Raw genomic sequence first — 17,372 nt, forward strand, 5'->3', positions numbered from 1 at the left:
CGGCGGCCCATGACCGGAATCACAGGTCCCGGGTGAGGTGCGTCGACCATTCTTCGACCGCGGTTTCCTTTCCGGTTCGTAGGTACAGGGGTTAAGAATCGTCCGATTCGCGATCCACCTTCGTGACGCCCGCCACGGGGCGTCTTCGGGGTGGAATACTGGAAGGCGCCACCGGCGGTGCGCGTCCGCGAGTGCCGTGTCGTCCGTGTCCGGTGGTGTCGGAAGGTTCGGAAGGGGCGGCTGTGATTCGCAGACAAGGGTGGCCCGTCACGCTGCAGGACGGGCTCGTCGTACTGCGCCCTCTGCGCCTGCGGGACGCCGCCCTGCTCCGAGACACCCGAGCGCGCAACGAGGCATGGCTGCGCCCGTGGGAACCGACCTACCCCGACATGCCGTTGCGCACCGACGGGCTCACCCAGTACGTGGCCATGCTCCAGTCGATCCGGCGGGAGGCGCGTCAGGGCCTGTCCATGCCGTGGGCGATCACTTACGAAGGCGTCTTCGCAGGTCAGCTCACAGTCGGCTCCATCGTGTGGGGCTCCTCCAGATCCGCGCAGGTCGGGTACTGGATCGACCGGGCCTACGCAGGCCGTTCCATCACACCCGCGGCCGTGGCCCTCGCCGTGGACCACTCCTTCTTCGGTGTCGGACTCCACCGCATCGAGGCCAACGTGCGCCCCGAGAACCGCGCGAGCAGACGGGTCATGACCAAGCTCGGGTTCCGCGACGAGGGGGTGCGCCGACGCCAGTTGCACATCGACGGCGCCTGGCGTGACCACATCTGTTACGCGTTGACGGCCGAGGAGGTGCCCCGCGGGGTGCTGCGCCGGTGGAAGGACGATTCGTCCCCTGGTTCCGCTTTGGGGTCGCAAGACCCGAACAGCAGGGAAGATCCGCGTGATCGTGCCCACCCCCATCACGGATCAGGGTGAAGTCGGCGAGTACTGTCCACCAATCCGGACTCTAAACCTGTCTTTGTCAACATTGGTTCATTACTTTGTGTTGAATTAGAGCTACGCTCTGGGGTGACTCCGTGGCCTGCGCTTTCGCTGGGGTCTCCGAGGTGTCCGAAACCAGGGGTCCACAATCTTGCGACACTCCGGTCAGAATGTGGCGCATTTATGGACACGGGGTCGTACCGTGCGGAACATAGACGCATTGACGATGCGGGCAACGCGTGGATATGGCGGGAGATTCACACCCGGTCCAGGGGCCAGGAACGATGACCCCACCGGAGACGTCTGTACTCCGGGGAAGGCCACAACCACGCCGCGCGGTGTCGACGAGGTGTCGAGCAACGTCCAGCGGCCGTCATCGTGAGGAGGGGTGATGAGCAGCTCTCCTCTGTACCTGGCCATCGTGGTCGTGTGGCTCATCGTTCTCGTGCCCATGCTCCTGCGCAAGGACTCGATCGCCGAGGCCGCTGCCGAGGACACCCGGCGTGAGGACGAGGAGATCGAGGAGGACCTCGACGAGGAGCTCCCCGATGAGCACCCGGACGCCACCGAGACCCAGGTCATCCGCCGGAGCGACCACGGGATCCCCGAGCCCGACGTCGAGGAGGGGGAGCCCGAGGAGCCGGCGGTTCCGCGTGAGCCCCGGGCCCGTGTCATCGCTCGCCGCCGCCGCCGCACGAGCGGGCTCGCACTGCTCAACATCGGCACGATCGCGGCGGTCTCGTTCGGTCTGGGCCCCTGGTGGGTGCTCCCCCCGCCGGTTCTGTTGCTGGCGGGGCACCTGGCGCTCCTGAGGGAGGCTGCAAAGGCCGATGCGGAACGCAGGGAGGCCGTCCGCCGGGCCCGCCGACGCGCGGCGCTCAGGGCGGAGCGTGAGGCCGAGGAGCGTCGGCGCGACGCCGAGCGCGAGGCCGAGGTGATCGCGTTCCGGGAGCGCCGCAGCCAGGTCTACGACCAGTACGCGGACGCCCGTCTGAGGGCTGCCGGCGACTGATCCGGAAGAACGCGTTCGGAGCACCGCCGCAAGGCTGCTAGTCTTGGAGACGTCTTCGGGGCTGTGGCGCAGTTCGGTAGCGCATCTCGTTCGCATCGAGAGGGTCAGGGGTTCAAATCCCCTCAGCTCCACCGAAGAACGCAAGGGCCTGCCACCCATGGGTGGCAGGCCCTTCGTCGTGCGCCAGGGGTCTTTCCGTGGCCATCCCTGCGCAGGGGCTTCTGCTCGCCCCTCCGGGGTCTACCGGGGCGCCGCTCGTCCACGTGCGGCCTCCGCGGGCGTCCGGGGCTCTCTCCATGACCGAGGCCCGCCCCGGGGCGGAGCGGGCCTCGGTGCCGTGCGTGCACGGCGGGGTGGCCAGGAGGGGACGTTGTTCCCTGCGACGGGAGGTCCTCCGGACCGGAGCCCCGAGTCTCACCGGCGAAGCGTCCATCCCCTGTGTCGGGGCGCGCCGGGCTCGCCCACACGATACCGCCAGGACCCCCCATGCGACAGGGGGCCGGGGCCGGCGGGCCGTGTCCGCAGGGGGTGTCGACAATCGGACGTGAGGGATTCCCGTGTTCCGGGATGTCCGGAACACGGGGCATGGGCGCGGCCACAGGGGCACGTGGACCCTGGAGGGGTGTGGATATCCCTCACGGACGGTGACGCCGACCGGCCTGCGAGGTGAGGCCTCGGTACCGTAACGGGCGGTTTTGGTGTTTTGTGAGGAGCGTCCGCCACCTGCACGGGGGATCGGGAAGGTCTGTCCGGCCGTGCGCCGTATGGAGGGTCGTATCTCCGTAAACGCCGATGAATTCCCGTTTCTGTTGCGCTCCGTGTTGGCGTCCCGGTGAGTAATTTTCGTGCCGTTCCGATGTCCTTGCAGCTCACTGCGTAAGGCGTGCAAGGGTAACCGAATTCGGCGGTCCTGAGCTGCAGCGACAGGCGGTGTCCTGGGGATTCTCTCGAAGGTCACCCTCTTGTTGCCTGGGGTTCGGGAAGGTTCTTCGATTCCCCGCCTTGTCTTCTCGCTTTCCGTGCGCCATCTTTGGTGGTGGAAGGAAACGGAACCGTCCCGAGAGGTGGCAACCATGACCGAGTGCGCCGTTTCCCGCAAGAGCGGTTGGAGCTGGTACTAGTCCGGCTCTTCCCCGAGGCCACGGTCTCTCAGGGGTGACTGCCCCGGCGGCGGACGCGCTGCCGGGGCCGTTTCGTGTGCGCGTGCGGGCCTGCTTTGTGGATTCCGCTCCCGGGGTAGGGGAGGGGCGCAGACATTTTCCGGGCCCGAGGCGGCCCACCGAGATGGGGCGGAGTACACCCGTGTCCAACCCCCCTCAGTATCCGGGCGGCCATCTGCCGCCGGAAGGAGAGCCCGACCCCGAACCCACCGACGACCACCGGAAACAGGACCACACCCCGCTCGACACCGAACGGTTCCGGCGCACCACCCCTGCGCGGCTGCGTCCCATCCCCGCGCGGCGCAGCGGCGGATACTGGCGCCTGCTGGCCGGTGCGACCACTTACGTCATGGTCGTGGGCGGCATGGCCGACTACGCGGACGCCGGGGCCAGGGGCGCGGCCCACGTGCTCTTCTGGTCGCTGATCGTGCTGGCGATGCTGGTCACCGCCTCCCGTGAACGCAAGCACGGGTGGGAGTCCAGGCCGCGCTGGCCCTACGCCGTGGCAGCCCTCGGGGGTGCTGCGTTGGTGGAAGTGCTGGTGCTGCTGGTGGGGTCGCCGGTCATCATCACCGGTTCCCTCATCCTGCTGGGCTTCGTCGCCTTCGTGCTGATGCTGGCCGGCTGACCCACGCGCCGCAGAGGGCGTGCAGGGGCGGGCCTCAGGTGGCCTCGTCGTCGAAGGGGGGACGCTTGCCGTTGAGGCCCGCGGCCTTCTTCGGCTTCTCGTCCTCCTCGTCCTCCCAGAAGTGCTTCTGGACGAACCGCTTGGGGTTGAGGTCCTGGACGTCGAAGTCCTTGTACTCCGGGCCCAGCCCCTCCTTGATGTCGTTCGAGGCGCTGTTGGCCATCTTGCGCAGCTGGCGCAGGACACGGCCCACCTGCTGAGCGGCCTTCGGGAGCTGGTCGGGTCCGAAGATGAGCAGCGCGAGCAGGAGGAGGGCGGCGAACTCGCCCCCGCTGATCCCGAACATGTGCTTCCTCGCTTCGTCTACCGATCGCTCCAAGAAGGTTAACCGGTATCGGGGGGCTTGGGTGACGGTGCCCTGGTTCGGCGCTGGGAGCCCCACGAGAACCGGCCTCCCGCTCCGCGGAGCAGGAGGCCGGTTCCTTCACGCCGAAGTGTGGTCAGACCGAGCGCACGTCGGCCGCCTGCGGGCCCTTGGGGCCCTGGATGATGTCGAACTCGACCTTCTGGTCCTCTTCCAGGTTCCGGAAGCCGGTGCCCGCGATCGCCGAGTAGTGGACGAACACGTCGGGCTGGCCGCCCTCGACGGCGATGAACCCGAAACCCTTTTCAGAGTTGAACCACTTCACGGTGCCCTGAGCCATCTGCTGCTCTCCCTTGGGGACTGCTTCGGAACCGCACCTTGCTGGTCCCGGGTCGCCGGGCGCCGAAGCGACGAGTCATCCCCCGACAAAGCGCCCGCGTGAAGTTCCGCGAGGCGCCTGGGGCATCCATGGAAACAACAACAGCAACCAATGCATGACGCTATCAGGGCAGGTGTGTACTTGCCGAGGGTTTTCTCCGTCGGATCTCCGGCCGGATTGTCCTGTTTCGGCTACGCGAAACTGTTGATTTCCGGCGTTACCGGGGGTAAGGCCTGGTCGGCGTGTTCGCCGAACCAGGCCCTGAGGCGAAAGAAGCGGGGCGGCCGTTTGGCCGCCCCGAAGTCCGGTCGGTGTCAGGAACCGCCGCTCCCGTAGATCCAGACGTCGAACCACAGCCTTTCGCGCCAGAGCCCCTCGTCCATCGGATATGCGGACAGAACCGGGTAGAGGTAGGCGAAGTTGGCCAGTACCAGCAGGAGCACCACACCGAAGACCACGCCGCCGAACGCACGTGTGTAGGGGGCGAACCTCGGGCTCTCCTCCCCGGCGCCCATGACCAGGCCGAGCATGAGCACGATCGCCAGGACCAGGAACGGCAGGATCGGCAGTGCGTAGAACAGGAACATCGGGCGGTCCGGGAAAGCGAGCCACGGCAGCCACCCGGCGGCCACGCCGATCAGCACGGCACCGGCGCGCCAGTCCCGAAGGGTGACCCACCAGGCGATCATCGCCACGACCGCCACGAGGCTGAGCCACCACACGATCGGGGTTCCGATGGAGACCACCGAGGTCACACAGTTGCCGGTGCCGCACCCCACGGCCTCACCGTCGTAGTGGAACATCACCGGGGTGCGCATGACCAGCCACTCCCACGGGGCGGAGATGTAGGAGTGGTCGCTGCTCAGGCCGTTGTGGAAGCCCATCATGCGGTCGTGGTAGTCGGCCAGTGAGGCCAGCGCCTCGTAGGGGGCGGCGAGAAGACCGGGCATCCAGTCCGGCGCCGTGCCGACCGCGTGGTCGCGGTTGTATCCGCCCGAGCTGAACAGCCATCCCGACCAGGAGACGAGGTAGACCACGCCGGCGACCACCACCGTCTGGACGAACGCAGGTACGGCGTCGATGCCGAACCAGCGGGCGAAGGGGCGGCGCTGGCCCACGCTGCGACGGGCACCGTAGTCCCAGGCGACGGTGAGCAGACCGAAAGCGGCGACGAAGAACAGTGCCGACCACTTGGTCCCGATCGCCAGACCGAAGCACAGGCCGGCGGTCACACGCCACCAGCGCATCCCGAGCCAGCCCACGGTGGTCACGTCCACCCCGGCCTCCGCGAGGCGGGCCCACCGTTCGCGGGTCTTGTCCCGGTCGATGACCAGGCTCCCCANATGCGGCTCAGTGTGAAGTGCAGGCCGTCCAGCGCCAGGAGCAGGCCGGCGGTGCTGCCGAGCAGCAGCGAGCGGGTCAGGCGCGTGGCCAGGCGTACCAGGATCAGTACCGAGAGCATCCCGGCCAGGGCCGCGGCGAACCGCCACCCCTCCGGAGTCATCGCCGTCCCGAACGGTAGGAGCGACCACAGCCAGTCGCCGAGCGCGATCACCCACTTGCCCACGGGCGGGTGGACGATGAAGTCGCCGGTGCCGGTGAAGATCTCCCGCTGGCCCTGGGCGAGCAGTTCGTCGGCGTGCTCGACCGTCTGGTGCTCGTAGCCGTGGAACCAGAGCCCGTAGGCGTCCTTGGCGTAGTAGGTCTCGTCGAAGTAGATCCGCGCGGGCTCACCGAGGTTGACGAACCGTAGGGCGCCCGCGAAGCCCGCCACGAGGACGGCGGCCAGCCAGCCGAGCCAGAGGGGGACCGGGTCGGCCGGGAGGAACCGGGCGCGGAGCGAGCCGGCCCGGTCGGGCGGTGGTGGGGCGGCGTCGGACGAGGATGAAGTGGCGGTGGTGGTCATCGCAGCTCGTAGGTTGGGGACGGAGGTGGGAGTCCGTGTTCCGGACGGACCACGAAACCATGTTTCGGGTGGCGTGACAGAGCCAACCGTAGCGCGACAGAACGGGGATCACAGTGGTTGAGGGTGTCGGTGATGAGCGGCGCGTCGGTACGCTCACGCTCGCGGGGTTGCCCATCGGGAACCTGGAGGACGCCCCACCTCGGCTTCTGCACGCGCTGGGCTCCGCGGCCGTCGTCGCGGCCGAGGACACACGCCGTCTGAAGGCTTTTGCGAACCGGGCGGGCATCCGGATCGGTGGGGAGGAGGGTGCCCGGGTTGTGTCCTACTACGACGCCAACGAAGCCAAGCGCACCTCGGAACTTCTGAATGGTCTGCGGGAGGGCGGTGACGTGCTCGTCGTGACGGACGCGGGCATGCCGGGCGTCTCGGATCCGGGGTACCGCCTGGCCTCGGCCTGTGCGGAGGAGGGGATCCCCGTGACCGCGATCCCGGGCCCCTCGGCCGTGACGACTGCGCTGGTCGTCTCGGGGCTGCCCACCGACCGGTTCTGTTTCGAGGGCTTCCCGCCCCGTAAGGGCCTGAGCCGGTATCTGGGGGAGATGGCCGGCGAGCGCCGCACGATGGTCTTCTTCGAGAGCACCCACCGTATCGCCACGACGCTCAGGGCGATGGCGGAGGCGTTCGGTGCCGGCCGGCGGGCCGCAGTGTGCCGGGAGCTCACCAAGACCTACGAGCAGGTGCGCCGCGGCACCCTGGCCGAGCTCGCCGAGTGGGCCGCGGACGGGGTGCGCGGTGAGATCTCCGTCGTCGTGGAGGGCGCCGGGAGCCCCGCGGCCGCGGCCACCGACGAGGACCTGACGAGCGCAGTGGCGGATCTGGAGGAAGAGGGCGTGCGCCGCAAGGACGCCATCGCACGGGTCGCCAGGGAGACCGGGGTCCGCAAACGGCATGTGTACGACCTCGTGCACGGCATCGGCGGTTCCGCCCCCGACGCCTGACCGATCCAGCAACCCCAGGGGGCCGAAGCGGAGCGAGGCCCGACGAGCACAGGGCCCGGCCTCCCCTCGGGGAGACCGGGCCCTTCGTCATCCGTGTACCTGCCGGAGGTGCGTCAGACCACCGCGCCGTCGTCCTGGTCGCGCGCGGCCTTGGCGGCGTTGCGCTGCCTGGCCTTGCGTTCTCGCAGCACGTGCGGTGGGGCGGTCTTGTCCCACCGCTGCAACCAGATCGCCAACGGCACGGCCACGAAGACGGTCGAGACCACACCCGTGGACAGACCGACCAGCATGGCGATGGAGAAGTCCTGGAGCGAGGACCCACCGAGGAAGGTGAGGAAGCCCAGGATGATCAATGCGCCGACCGTGGTGTTCACCGTTCGCGGCAAGGTGTTGATGATCGCCCGGTTCGCGATGACCGAGAACTTCGATTTCTCGTCCCGGGCCCATTCGTCCCTGACACGGTCGAAGGTCACGACCGTGTCGTTGACGGTGAACCCGATGACGCTCAGTGCCGCGGCGAGGAAGATCCCGTCGATCGGCTTGCCCAGCCANGCCGAGCGAGACCATCGTGGACACACCGAAGGACCAGCGGAAGCGCCAAGCCAGGTAGGCCATCTGCGCGAGGAGTGCCAGACACAGGGCGATGAGCGCCTGGTTGCGCAGCTCCTCACCCATGCTCGGGCCGATGAACTCGTCCGTGGACACTTCGACGCCGCCGGTCTCCTCCGACAACGCGTCGGTGATGTCGGCCATCTGGTCGTCGTTGATGTCGCCCGTGCGCACCGACAGGTCGGCGTCACCGGACTCCTGCACGACGGCGGTGTCCGAACCGGGGAAGTCCACCGAGGAGACGACGTCGCGCGCTTCGTCGACGCTGATCTCCTGGTCGCCGGTGATGTCGTACTCGATGACGCGCCCGCCGGTGAACTCGACACCGAGGTTGATGTCGCGGAACAGCGGGGCGGCCAGGGCGGTGACCACGATGAGCGCGGCCACGATCAGGCCGTACTTGCGGAATTTCATCAGGTCCGGGTTCTTTCGGACCAGCCACTCGCGCACCTTGCCGATGCGGTCGATACCGGTGACCGACGGGTGCTTCTTGATGATGGCGCGGCGCACCGCGAACTCGACGAAGACCCGGGCGATGACCAGGGCCGAGATCATCGACGCGATGGTGCCGATGCTCAGGGTCACACCGAAGCCCTGGACTGTGCCGGACGCGAAGAAGAACAGCAGGCCCGCCGCCAGGAACGTGGTGATGTTGGTGTCCACCACCGCGCTCCAGGCCTTCTTGGTGCCCTCGACGAAGCCCTTCTCGAGGTTGGGTGGGATCGCGCGTCGCCTGCGCCGCTTGAGGACCCCTGCTTCGGCGTCCTCGGCCTCCTCGTCGGTGGCGTCCTTCAGCCCCGCCGACTTGTTGGCCTCGTAGTTGTTGCGTTGTCGCTGATACTCCTCACGCGCTCGTTCGAAGATCAGCACGTTGGCGTCGATGGCCATACCGATCGCCAACACGAAACCTGCGAGACCTGGCAGCGTGAGCGTCGCCCCGATCCCGACGAGCATGCCGTAGGCGATGAGGGTGTAGAAGGCCAGAGCCACGGACGCCAGGAAACCGACGAGGCGGTAGACGACCGTGATGTAGAGGGCGGTGAAGGCGATGCCCAGCACGGCCGCGATCGCGCTGGCGTTGATCGCCTCGGCACCCAGGGTCGGGCCGACCGTCTGGCGCTGGACCTCGGTGACGGGCAGCGGCAGTGAACCGCCCTCGATCAGCACCGCCAGCTCCTCCGCGGTGTCGGCGGTGAAGTCCTGGCTGGTGATGGTCGTGGACCCGCCGGGCATGCCGACATCGCAGCCGATGTCCTCGTTGACCTGCGGTGCCGAGATGATCTGTTCGTCCAGAACGATCGCGACACGGCGCTGCGGGTCGCCGACACCGTGGCAGGCGGCTTCACCGGTCAGGCCGGCCCACTGGTCGCGGCCCTCGCCCTGGAACTCGACGTTGACCTGCCACTGCTGGCGGTTCTCCGGGTTGAGCAGGGCCTCTGCGCTGGAGACCTGGTCGCCCTGGATCTGGGCCTCGCCGAGCTGCAGCGGGGTGCCCTCGTCGTCCGGGAGCGTGGTGACGACGTCCTCGGGGTTCTCGGCGGGCTGTCCGCCTTCGCCGCCACCGGGCGGCGTCATGCCCTCGAGGTCCATGTCGCCCATGTCCTCGGGCATGCCTTCCATGCCCTCGGGGAGCTCACCTTCGGGCGGGGCATCGCCCCCGCCGTCGGCGGGAGCGCGGGCCTCGTCGGCCTGGTCGTCCGGCGCCTGGGCGAAGTCGCCCCCGCCGCCGGGCATACCGCCGCCGCCCTCGGGCATCTCGCCGCCACCGGGCGGCTGGACACCCTGGCCGCCCTGCTCACCCACGCCGAGGACGGGGTGGAAGGTCAGCTGGGCGGTCTGGCCGACGATCTCGGCGGCCTCGGCCGGGTCCTGGACACCGGGGAGCTCGACGATGATCCGGTTCTCACCGGAACGCGACATCTCGGCCTCGGCCACACCCAGGCGGTCGATGCGCTGGCGCAGCACCTCGATGACCTGGTCGGTGGCCTCGGAGTCGGCCTCGGTGCCGTCGGCCCCGTCCTGTGTCTCCAGGACGATCTGGGTACCACCGCTCAGGTCGAGCCCGAGCCGTGGCGGGATGAACCACGCCGCGCCGAGCGCGACGACGATGACGAGTAGGGATACGAGAGCACGCGCCCAGCGCGCCCCCGATCCCGTTTGACTGGACAAGGGGTGAACCTCTCACTGCGGGTACGGGTGGGCCGCCCCCGCGCCGGACGGAGCCGGGTGGGGGAGGCGGCCGGATGGTCAGGTGGCGGTGGACGCGGTGAGAGGCGGGCCCCGGGTCGGCGGCAGATCCTCCGGGACGCCCAGTTCGGGAACAGGGTCGACGCGCGGGGGTTCGAGCGGCCACCAGGGCTGGTCCCACACCGCCAGCCGCAGAGCGCAACTGGGGAGCGCGTCAGGGAGGTCGCGCACGCCCGAACGCGGATCGCAGACCGACGTGGGCGGCGTGAACGTGAACCGTTCGCCGGCCTCCTCACCCCGGTCGGCCGAGGCCTTCGCGATCTGCGCGTCGCGGTCGCGCGGGTCGTCCAGCACACTGGCCACACCGTAGGAGGGGACGGCCCCCTCCGCCGGACGCACCTGGAGCCACGAGGCCGTGGGCGTGGTCAGGACGACGAGCAGCACCACGCTCGCGACCAGAGCAGTGGTGCTTCGGGCAGGACGGGGCACAGCACGGGTAACCGTGATGACCACCGCCTCGCGTGAAGGGCCGGGGCTGCCATGGTCGTGACGCCACGCGCCCCGGCGGCACGTGCCGTCGTGCAGCCGAGCATAAGGGCAACACCCGTCCGGACAGGAACCACCGTCCCACTCGTCCCGCGCGCACCTGCGCGCAGGTGCGTGTGCGGGGCCCGCACGGGGCCTCCAAGCGGGGGTGATGCCCCTGCCCGCGAGTACTGAGACGTGTGCGGGCACCTTTAGTCTTGGGGCATGTCGTCGAAACGCCACATCCTGACCGCGGTCGCCTGGCCCTACGCCAACGGACCGCGCCACATCGGCCACGTGTCCGGCTTCGGGGTCCCCTCCGACGTCTTCTCCCGCTTCCAGCGAATGTCGGGGAACCACGTGCTGATGGTCAGCGGCACCGACGAACACGGCACCCCCATCCAGGTCCTGGCCGACCAGGAGGGTGTCACCCCGCGGGAGCTCGCCGACCGTTACAACCAGGTCATCGCCGAGGACCTGGTAGGGCTCGGGCTGTCCTACGACCTGTTCACCCGCACCACCACCGGCAACCACTACGCCGTCGTCCAGCAGCTGTTCACCGCGCTCCACGACAACGGCTACGTCTTCACCCACACCACCAAGGGCGCGGTGTCGCCCTCGACCGGTCGCACACTGCCCGACCGCTACATCGAGGGCACCTGCCCGATCTGCGGTTACGACGGCGCCCGCGGCGACCAGTGCGACAACTGCGGCAACCAGCTCGACCCGATCGACCTGATCGGCCCGCGCTCGCGCATCAACGGCGAGACGCCCGAGTTCATCGACACCGAGCACTTCATGCTCGACCTTCCCGCGTTCGCCGAGGTGATGGGCCGGTGGCTGGAGGGCAAGGAGGGCGACTGGCGCCCGAACGTGCTCAAGTTCTCCAGGAACCTGTTGGAGGACCTGCAGCCGCGTGCGGTCACCCGCGACCTCAACTGGGGTGTTCCGATCCCGCTCGACGGCTGGGACGAGAACCCCAACAAGCGCCTGTACGTGTGGTTCGACGCGGTCATCGGGTACCTGTCGGCCTCCATCGAGTGGGCCAAGCGCACCGGTGACCCGGAGGCCTGGCGCCTGTGGTGGCAGGGCGGCGATGCCGAGTCCTTCTACTTCATGGGCAAGGACAACATCGTCTTCCACTCGGTGATCTGGCCGGCGATCCTGCTGGGCGCGAGCGGTGAGGGCGACCGGGGCGGCGACCCGGGCCCGCTGGGCGAGCTGGACGTGCCGTCCGAGGTCGTCTCCAGCGAGTTCCTCACGATGGAGGGACAGAAGTTCTCCTCCTCGCGCCGCGTCGTCATCTACGTGCGCGACTTCCTTCAGCGCTACTCCGCCGACGCGCTGCGGTACTACATCATGGCCGCCGGGCCCGAGACGCAGGACACCGATTTCACCTGGTCGGAGTTTGTCCGCCGCAACAACGACGAGCTCGTCGCCGCCTGGGGCAACCTGGTCAACCGCTCCGTCTCGATGGCTGCCAAGAACATCGGGCATGTGCCCGAGGCCGGCGAACTCACCGGGGAGGACGAGCAGGTCCTGGCCGCCTCCCGCGCCGCGTTCGACGCCGTCGGTACGCGTCTGGAGCGTTCGCAGTTCAAGGCCGCCCTCCAGGAGGCCATGCGTACCGTCGCGGAGGCCAACAAGTACATCTCCGACCAGGCACCGTGGGCGCTCAAGAAGACCGACCCCGAGCGCATGGCCACCGTCCTGCACGTGGCCCTGCAGCTGGTCAAGGACGCCAACACCCTGCTCACGCCGTTCCTGCCGGAGTCGGCCAACAAGGTGCACGCCATGCTCGGCGGCGAGGGGCAGTGGAGCGGCATGCCGCGCCTGGAGACCGGCCACGACACCATCGGCGGTTCCGAAGAGGCCGTGGACTACACGGTCATCACCGGGGACTACGCCGAGGACGTCGCGCGTTGGAACTCGGAGCCGATCAAGCCGGGCACCCCGTTGGAGCGCCCCAAGCCGCTCTTCGCCAAGCTCGACCAGTCCGTGGTGGACGAGGAACTGGCGCGTCTGCGCGGCGAGATCGACTGAGCGGACCAGCAGCATCACCGGATTCGCGCCGGTGGGTGGGCGCCTCGGCGCACCGCCCGCCGGCGCCCTTCGTGGAGGGACGAGACACCATGGGCAAGCGCAGCGGCAAGGCCGTCGACGAGCGCAACAGACAGACGCCGCCGCCGGTCCCCGAGCCCTTGCGTGTGCCGGTGGCCGACAGCCACACCCACATGGACATGCAGACGCCCGGGGTCGAGGAGATCATCGCCACCGCTGCGGGCGTGGGCGTGACCCCGCTCGTCCAGGTGGGCGTGGACCTGCCGTCGTCGCGGTGGGCGGCCGAGATCGCAGAGTCCCACCCCGGTCAGGTGTGGGCGGCCGTGGCTCTGCACCCCAACGAGGCTCCGCGCATCGTGCACGGCGACGGCGCCGACGGTGTGGAGGTCGACGACACGGACTGGGCCGGCAAGGCACGCGCAGGCGTGGGGGTCGAGGGCCTGGAGCACGAGATCGAGAAGATCGCAGAGCTGGCCGAGCTCCCCCAGGTCGTGGCCGTCGGTGAGACCGGCATGGACACCTTCCGCACCGGCCCGGAGGGCAACCGGGCGCAGGAGGAGTCCTTCCGCCGCCACATCGCCATCGCCAAGCGCGTCGGCAAGGCGCTCATGATCCACGACCGCGAGGCGCACGAGGACGTCCTGCGGGTCCTGGAGGAGGAGGGCGCACCGGAGACGGTGGTCTTCCACTGCTTCTCCGGCGACGCCGACATGGCCAAGCTCTGCGCCGAGCAGGGCTACTACATGAGCTTCGCCGGCAACGTCACCTTCGCCAGCGCCGAGCAGCTGCGCGAGGCGGCCAAGGCCGCACCGGCCGACCGGATCCTGATCGAGACCGACGCGCCCTTCCTCACCCCGAAGCCGTACCGGGGCCGCCCCAACGCTCCTTACCTGGTGCCCCACACGCTGCGGGCCCTGGCCGAGGCCAAGGGCACGGGCGAGGACGAGCTGGCCGAGGCCGTGGCCGACAACGCCCGGCGCGCATTCGCCTTCCCCAGCGTGTGAGGTCCTGACACGCTCCGGCGCCGGAGGGCCCGCGGTCACCGCCGCGGGGACCAGAAGTCCTCGGCTGGGGCGTCGTCGCGTGCGTACCTGGGTCGATAGGGCTCCCTGCCCGCGTGCACGCGCTGTTCCGGTGCCCCGTGCGCGGCCTGCTCGCGGGGGCTGGGACGGTCGTCGGACTCTCCCAGCAGCAGGAACAGGCTGCAGATGAGCATGAGGACGAAGAGCCCCACCACGAGCGGCAGGAGCAGGTCGTGGGAGGTGGCGCCGTCCGGGCTGCTGTGGGGTGCGTGTTCGGCCTGCTCGACGTGCATGCCGACCATGCCGGTGTAGTGCATCAGGCTCACGGCCGCCCCCATGAGCAGCGACGCCGACATGATGGCGGGCAGGCCGTCCAGTCGGGAGGCGCACCACAGTGCCACCGTCGTGGCAACGGGCGCGATGAGCGTCGCCGCGAGGACCCAGAACAGGTCGTGGTGCATGTGGCCGTGTACGTTCATCGAGGCCATGCCGGTGTAGTGCATGAGTACCACGCCTGCTCCGGCGACCGTGCCGCTCAGCAGGAGCCGGCCGGTGTTCGGCTTGAAAAGGGTGAGGGCGAGCGCAACACCCATGACCACGACCGCGGTCAAGCCGCTGACGACGGTCAGGAATGTGTCGTAGCGGATCGCCGTACCGGGCACCGAGAAGCCCATCATCGCGATGAAGTGCATCGACCACACGGCGACACCGCCGAGTGCGACGGCGGCCAGCACCAACCACTGCCACCGGAAGAGCCCGGACGCGGCCCGGGCGCGTGCTGCGAACGACAGGCCCAGAAAGGAGCCGATCACCGACACGAGGTAGGCGAGGGCAGGGGTGGTCCATCCCTGCCCGAAGAGGTCGAGCACAGTATCCACATCCGGCGACTTGTTTCACATTGGTCCTGGAAATGGATGGTAGAGACCTTTTCGGTCGGGAATCCAGGGGTGGACCGTGAATCCGGATGGCCTGATGTGGCCACAGTGCCCAGGAATTGCTGGCCCGAAGAATCGTCGTGACAATCGTCCGGGTCCGGACACGGGAAAGGGCAGAAGGACTCTTGTGTTTCCTCGGTCCTGTGTCCACTGGGTGTCCGACACCGGCGGCGGTCAGGAATGCATGCCCCGGAACGTGATCGTGCTGAGAGCGTCGGCGACCTCTTCTGCGGTGAGGCCGCGGTCCGGCTTGTACCACTCGACGATCGAGTTGACCATGCCGAACAGCAGTCGGGAGGCGACGGCGGGGTCGATGTCGCTGCGGATGTCGCCGTCCACGATGCCCTCGCGGACCAGGCCGGCGATGTGGTGGTCGAACTCGCGGCGGCGTTCCAGCGCGTGCTTCTCGACCTCGCTGTTTCCGCGTACCCGCAGGAGCAGGGTCACGTGCGGCAGCTCCTCCACCAGCACGCGCACGCTCCCGCGCAGGACGTGGTCGAGGCGGTCGGCCGCGGGGCCGCTGGTGGCGCCCTCCTCCCTGGTGACGGCGAAGAGCGCGTCCAGGGCCAGGTCCAGGGACTGGCGCAGGAGTTCGGTCTTGCCGGACACGTGGTGGTAGATGGCCGACTTGGTCACGCCCAGGGCGCGTGCGAGGTCCTCCATGGAGGTGCCGTCGTAACCGCGCTCGTTGAACACCCGCGCGGCGATGCGGAGGACGGAGTCGGCATCGTGTCCGGGGCGTCCCGACCGGCGCTTTCCTGTGTTTTCTGGGGGAGGAGATGTACGAGCCACGGTTGTCGAATCTACCTTCTGGCGGTGCGGGCCGAGTCGCGCGCGCCGGAGCGGAGCACGTGTCGTTCGACATGGTCCGATAACTGAACGAGCGGTCGGTCAGTTCATACACCATTGGGTGGTACCGCGTACACCCCGAGGTGTCCTGGGGCGGGGCCCGAGGTCCGGCGCAGGTGTCCGGGCCACGCCACGCTTGGTGCAAGCATTGCCGCCGTTGGATTGTCCGCGGCCCCCACCAGGCGTAGCTTCGGTCGCACCGTCGGCGGCGCGGTCGTCGGCGCCACGTGCCCGAGCGCAACGGAGGCAGTATGGCGATCGCTCAGAGGGCCGCACCCGAGCGGGCGGCGCTCACGAAGGGACACACCGCCGACCGGGTCCGGGTCCTGCTGGACGAGGGCAACGCCCGGTGGCGCACGTTCACACCCCGGTACCCGCACCAGGACTCCGGGCGGCGGCGTGCCCTGTGGGAGGCCGACGCCGAACACCCCTACGCCTCGGTGCTGGGCTGCGCCGATTCCCGTGTCCCGCCGGAGATGCTCTTCGACCGGGGCCTCGGGGACCTGTACACCGTGCGCGCCTATGGCCAGGTCCCGGACTCCTCGGTGGCGGGCAGCCTCGTGCACGGGGTCCGCGACCTGGCCACGCCGCTCCTCGTGGTGCTGGGTCATTCCCGCTGCTCGGCCGTGCGCGAGGCAGTGACAGCACTCAGCACCGGACGCATCCCGGAGGGGCACACGGGGTTCCTGGTCGAGGGGATCCTCGACGCGATCGAGAACGTGCCCGACGACGGCTCCCGGGACTTCCTGGACGCGTGCGTGCGGGCCAACACCGTGCACGTGGCCGACCAGCTCAGGCACGAGCCAGGGCTGCGCGAACTCGTGCACAGTGGCGAGCTGCGTATCGAACCCGCGCACTTCAGTATCAAGCGCTCCCGCGTGGAGTGGTTGGGGGACCGGCCGGAGTACCGTCCCGGTCCCGAACCGGGCGTTCCGTCGCAGAGGCCGCCGGGCGCTCAGTGACGGGCCTGACGGGGCGATCATCCGGCAGAACGGGTGATCGCCCTCTTCTGTGCCGGAAACAGAAACTCTGCGCAGGGTGCGCCCGTTCCTTGCTTTTTTCTTTTCCGGGATGACCTGGAAATACGTGACCCCGTTCGGGAAAAGCCTGCGAGTTCCGATTCGCCCTTCTACGCTCGTTCGTGTCCGTGGGAGCTGCCGGGGGTCATCGGACCGTCGGCCGTCCACAACCGCAGTCCATGCTCATGGAGGGAATCCGTGCCCGCCATCGACCAGCAGATGCGGGAGCTGCTCCGGACACCGGGGGTACGTAGTGTCTGCCTCGTCGACCGCGGAACGGGGCAGACCCTGACCACCGCCGGGGAGGCCGACCGTACGGCCGACGCCGTGGCACTCCTCACAGCCGTCACCGAAGGGCCCTTGCGCCATGCGGGCGTGGTCGAGGACCTCGTCGTCACCGACCGCGCCCACCACCTGTTGTTCGCCCCGGTGCACCGTACCGACCTCGCCCTGCGCGTACGCATGGACCGGCGAGGCAGTCTCGCCCTGGCCCTGCGCGGGCTGCGCACACTGGCGCACACCGCCCAGCTGCCCTCTGCTCCACCCCGGCGCCCCGAGCTGCCCCGGCGGGGAGACCCCGAGGACACAGCCCAGCGCCGACCGCGTGCGGTCGCGAGGGTCGACCGTGGTGTCCTGGAACGGGTCCTGACAGCCTTGCGCACCCTCGCCACCCCGGCCCCGAAAGCCGGAGCCGGGGGAGGGAGGTGTCTGAGGGCGCGGTTCTCAGGAGTGCGGGTGTTGTGTGGTGTTGCCTCGGGGGTGGTGGTTCGTCGGGGGTCG

General features: G+C 69.1%; 13 protein-coding genes, 1 tRNA gene and 2 pseudogenes. 9 read left to right on the forward strand and 7 right to left on the reverse strand.

Translation table 11 applies throughout. The features are described from left to right. Nucleotides 1–242: 242 nt before the first annotated feature. From D474_RS0109030 to D474_RS0109045, 4 genes are all read left to right on the forward strand, one after another. Complete coding sequence (locus tag D474_RS0109030; RefSeq protein WP_017613261.1) at nucleotides 243–932, forward strand: GNAT family N-acetyltransferase; 690 nt, start codon at nucleotides 243–245, stop codon at nucleotides 930–932. Nucleotides 933–1,329: 397 nt separating this feature from the next. Further along, a complete protein-coding gene (gene sepX / locus D474_RS0109035) occupies nucleotides 1,330–1,950 on the forward strand; it encodes a divisome protein SepX/GlpR (RefSeq protein ID WP_017613262.1) in 621 nt (206 codons plus the stop codon). A gap of 57 nt (nucleotides 1,951–2,007) precedes the next feature. Next, nucleotides 2,008–2,081: transfer RNA gene (locus tag D474_RS0109040), tRNA-Ala, on the forward strand. Between the two features lie 1,171 nt (nucleotides 2,082–3,252). After that, nucleotides 3,253–3,738 carry a hypothetical protein gene (locus tag D474_RS0109045; RefSeq protein ID WP_017613263.1) on the forward strand — a complete coding sequence of 162 codons (486 nt, stop codon included), beginning with the start codon at nucleotides 3,253–3,255 and terminating at the stop codon, nucleotides 3,736–3,738. Nucleotides 3,739–3,772: 34 nt separating this feature from the next. Here the strand turns inward: D474_RS0109045 and D474_RS0109050 are convergent, their stop codons facing one another. The 3 genes and pseudogenes from D474_RS0109050 to D474_RS28090 all read right to left on the reverse strand — a co-directional run bounded on the left by D474_RS0109050 (nucleotide 3,773) and on the right by D474_RS28090 (nucleotide 6,387). Then, nucleotides 3,773–4,084 carry a sec-independent translocase gene (locus tag D474_RS0109050; RefSeq protein ID WP_017613264.1) on the reverse strand — a complete coding sequence of 104 codons (312 nt, stop codon included), beginning with the start codon at nucleotides 4,082–4,084 and terminating at the stop codon, nucleotides 3,773–3,775. A gap of 154 nt (nucleotides 4,085–4,238) precedes the next feature. Next, nucleotides 4,239–4,442 carry a cold-shock protein gene (locus D474_RS0109055; protein WP_017574366.1) on the reverse strand — a complete coding sequence of 68 codons (204 nt, stop codon included), beginning with the start codon at nucleotides 4,440–4,442 and terminating at the stop codon, nucleotides 4,239–4,241. A gap of 353 nt (nucleotides 4,443–4,795) precedes the next feature. Then, nucleotides 4,796–6,387 (reverse strand): annotated as a pseudogene (locus D474_RS28090) (dolichyl-phosphate-mannose--protein mannosyltransferase). 113 nt (nucleotides 6,388–6,500) lie between these two features. On the opposite strand from D474_RS28090, the gene rsmI reads away from it, so the two are divergent. Beyond that, nucleotides 6,501–7,385, forward strand: a complete 885-nt coding sequence (rsmI, locus tag D474_RS0109065; RefSeq protein ID WP_017613265.1) for a 16S rRNA (cytidine(1402)-2'-O)-methyltransferase — start codon at nucleotides 6,501–6,503, stop codon at nucleotides 7,383–7,385. 113 nt (nucleotides 7,386–7,498) lie between these two features. On the opposite strand, the pseudogene secD reads toward rsmI, so the two are convergent. Together secD and D474_RS0109075 are read right to left on the reverse strand one after the other, a co-directional pair. Beyond that, nucleotides 7,499–10,163, reverse strand: a pseudogene (gene secD / locus D474_RS28095) (protein translocase subunit SecD). Between the two features lie 78 nt (nucleotides 10,164–10,241). Then, entirely contained in the window at nucleotides 10,242–10,670 is a 429-nt protein-coding gene (locus tag D474_RS0109075; RefSeq protein WP_239647026.1) for a hypothetical protein, read from the reverse strand. Between the two features lie 261 nt (nucleotides 10,671–10,931). On the opposite strand from D474_RS0109075, the gene metG reads away from it, so the two are divergent. Together metG and D474_RS0109085 are read left to right on the forward strand one after the other, a co-directional pair. Next, on the forward strand, nucleotides 10,932–12,749 hold the full coding sequence (gene metG / locus D474_RS0109080) for a methionine--tRNA ligase (RefSeq protein WP_017613267.1): 1,818 nt from the start codon (nucleotides 10,932–10,934) through the stop codon (nucleotides 12,747–12,749). An 89-nt stretch (nucleotides 12,750–12,838) separates the two neighbouring features. Continuing rightward, nucleotides 12,839–13,771 carry a TatD family hydrolase gene (locus tag D474_RS0109085; RefSeq protein WP_017613268.1) on the forward strand — a complete coding sequence of 311 codons (933 nt, stop codon included), beginning with the start codon at nucleotides 12,839–12,841 and terminating at the stop codon, nucleotides 13,769–13,771. A gap of 35 nt (nucleotides 13,772–13,806) precedes the next feature. Here D474_RS0109085 and D474_RS0109090 read toward each other — a convergent pair whose 3' ends face one another. Continuing rightward, nucleotides 13,807–14,658 carry an MHYT domain-containing protein gene (locus tag D474_RS0109090; RefSeq protein WP_017613269.1) on the reverse strand — a complete coding sequence of 284 codons (852 nt, stop codon included), beginning with the start codon at nucleotides 14,656–14,658 and terminating at the stop codon, nucleotides 13,807–13,809. A 240-nt stretch (nucleotides 14,659–14,898) separates the two neighbouring features. Next, nucleotides 14,899–15,432 carry a TetR/AcrR family transcriptional regulator gene (locus D474_RS0109095; RefSeq protein WP_026118315.1) on the reverse strand — a complete coding sequence of 178 codons (534 nt, stop codon included), beginning with the start codon at nucleotides 15,430–15,432 and terminating at the stop codon, nucleotides 14,899–14,901. Between the two features lie 392 nt (nucleotides 15,433–15,824). Here D474_RS0109095 and D474_RS0109100 point away from each other — a divergent pair, with 392 nt between their 5' ends. Beyond that, the gene (locus tag D474_RS0109100; RefSeq protein ID WP_017613271.1) at nucleotides 15,825–16,535 is read left to right on the forward strand and encodes a carbonic anhydrase; all 711 of its coding nucleotides are present in this window, start codon (nucleotides 15,825–15,827) and stop codon (nucleotides 16,533–16,535) included. Nucleotides 16,536–16,790: 255 nt separating this feature from the next. Beyond that, the coding region (locus D474_RS28100; RefSeq protein ID WP_338045275.1) for a hypothetical protein at nucleotides 16,791–17,372 on the forward strand (582 nt) is incomplete at its 3' end.

This window comes from Nocardiopsis salina YIM 90010 (genome assembly GCF_000341025.1).
Lineage (GTDB): Bacteria > Actinomycetota > Actinomycetes > Streptosporangiales > Streptosporangiaceae > Nocardiopsis > Nocardiopsis salina.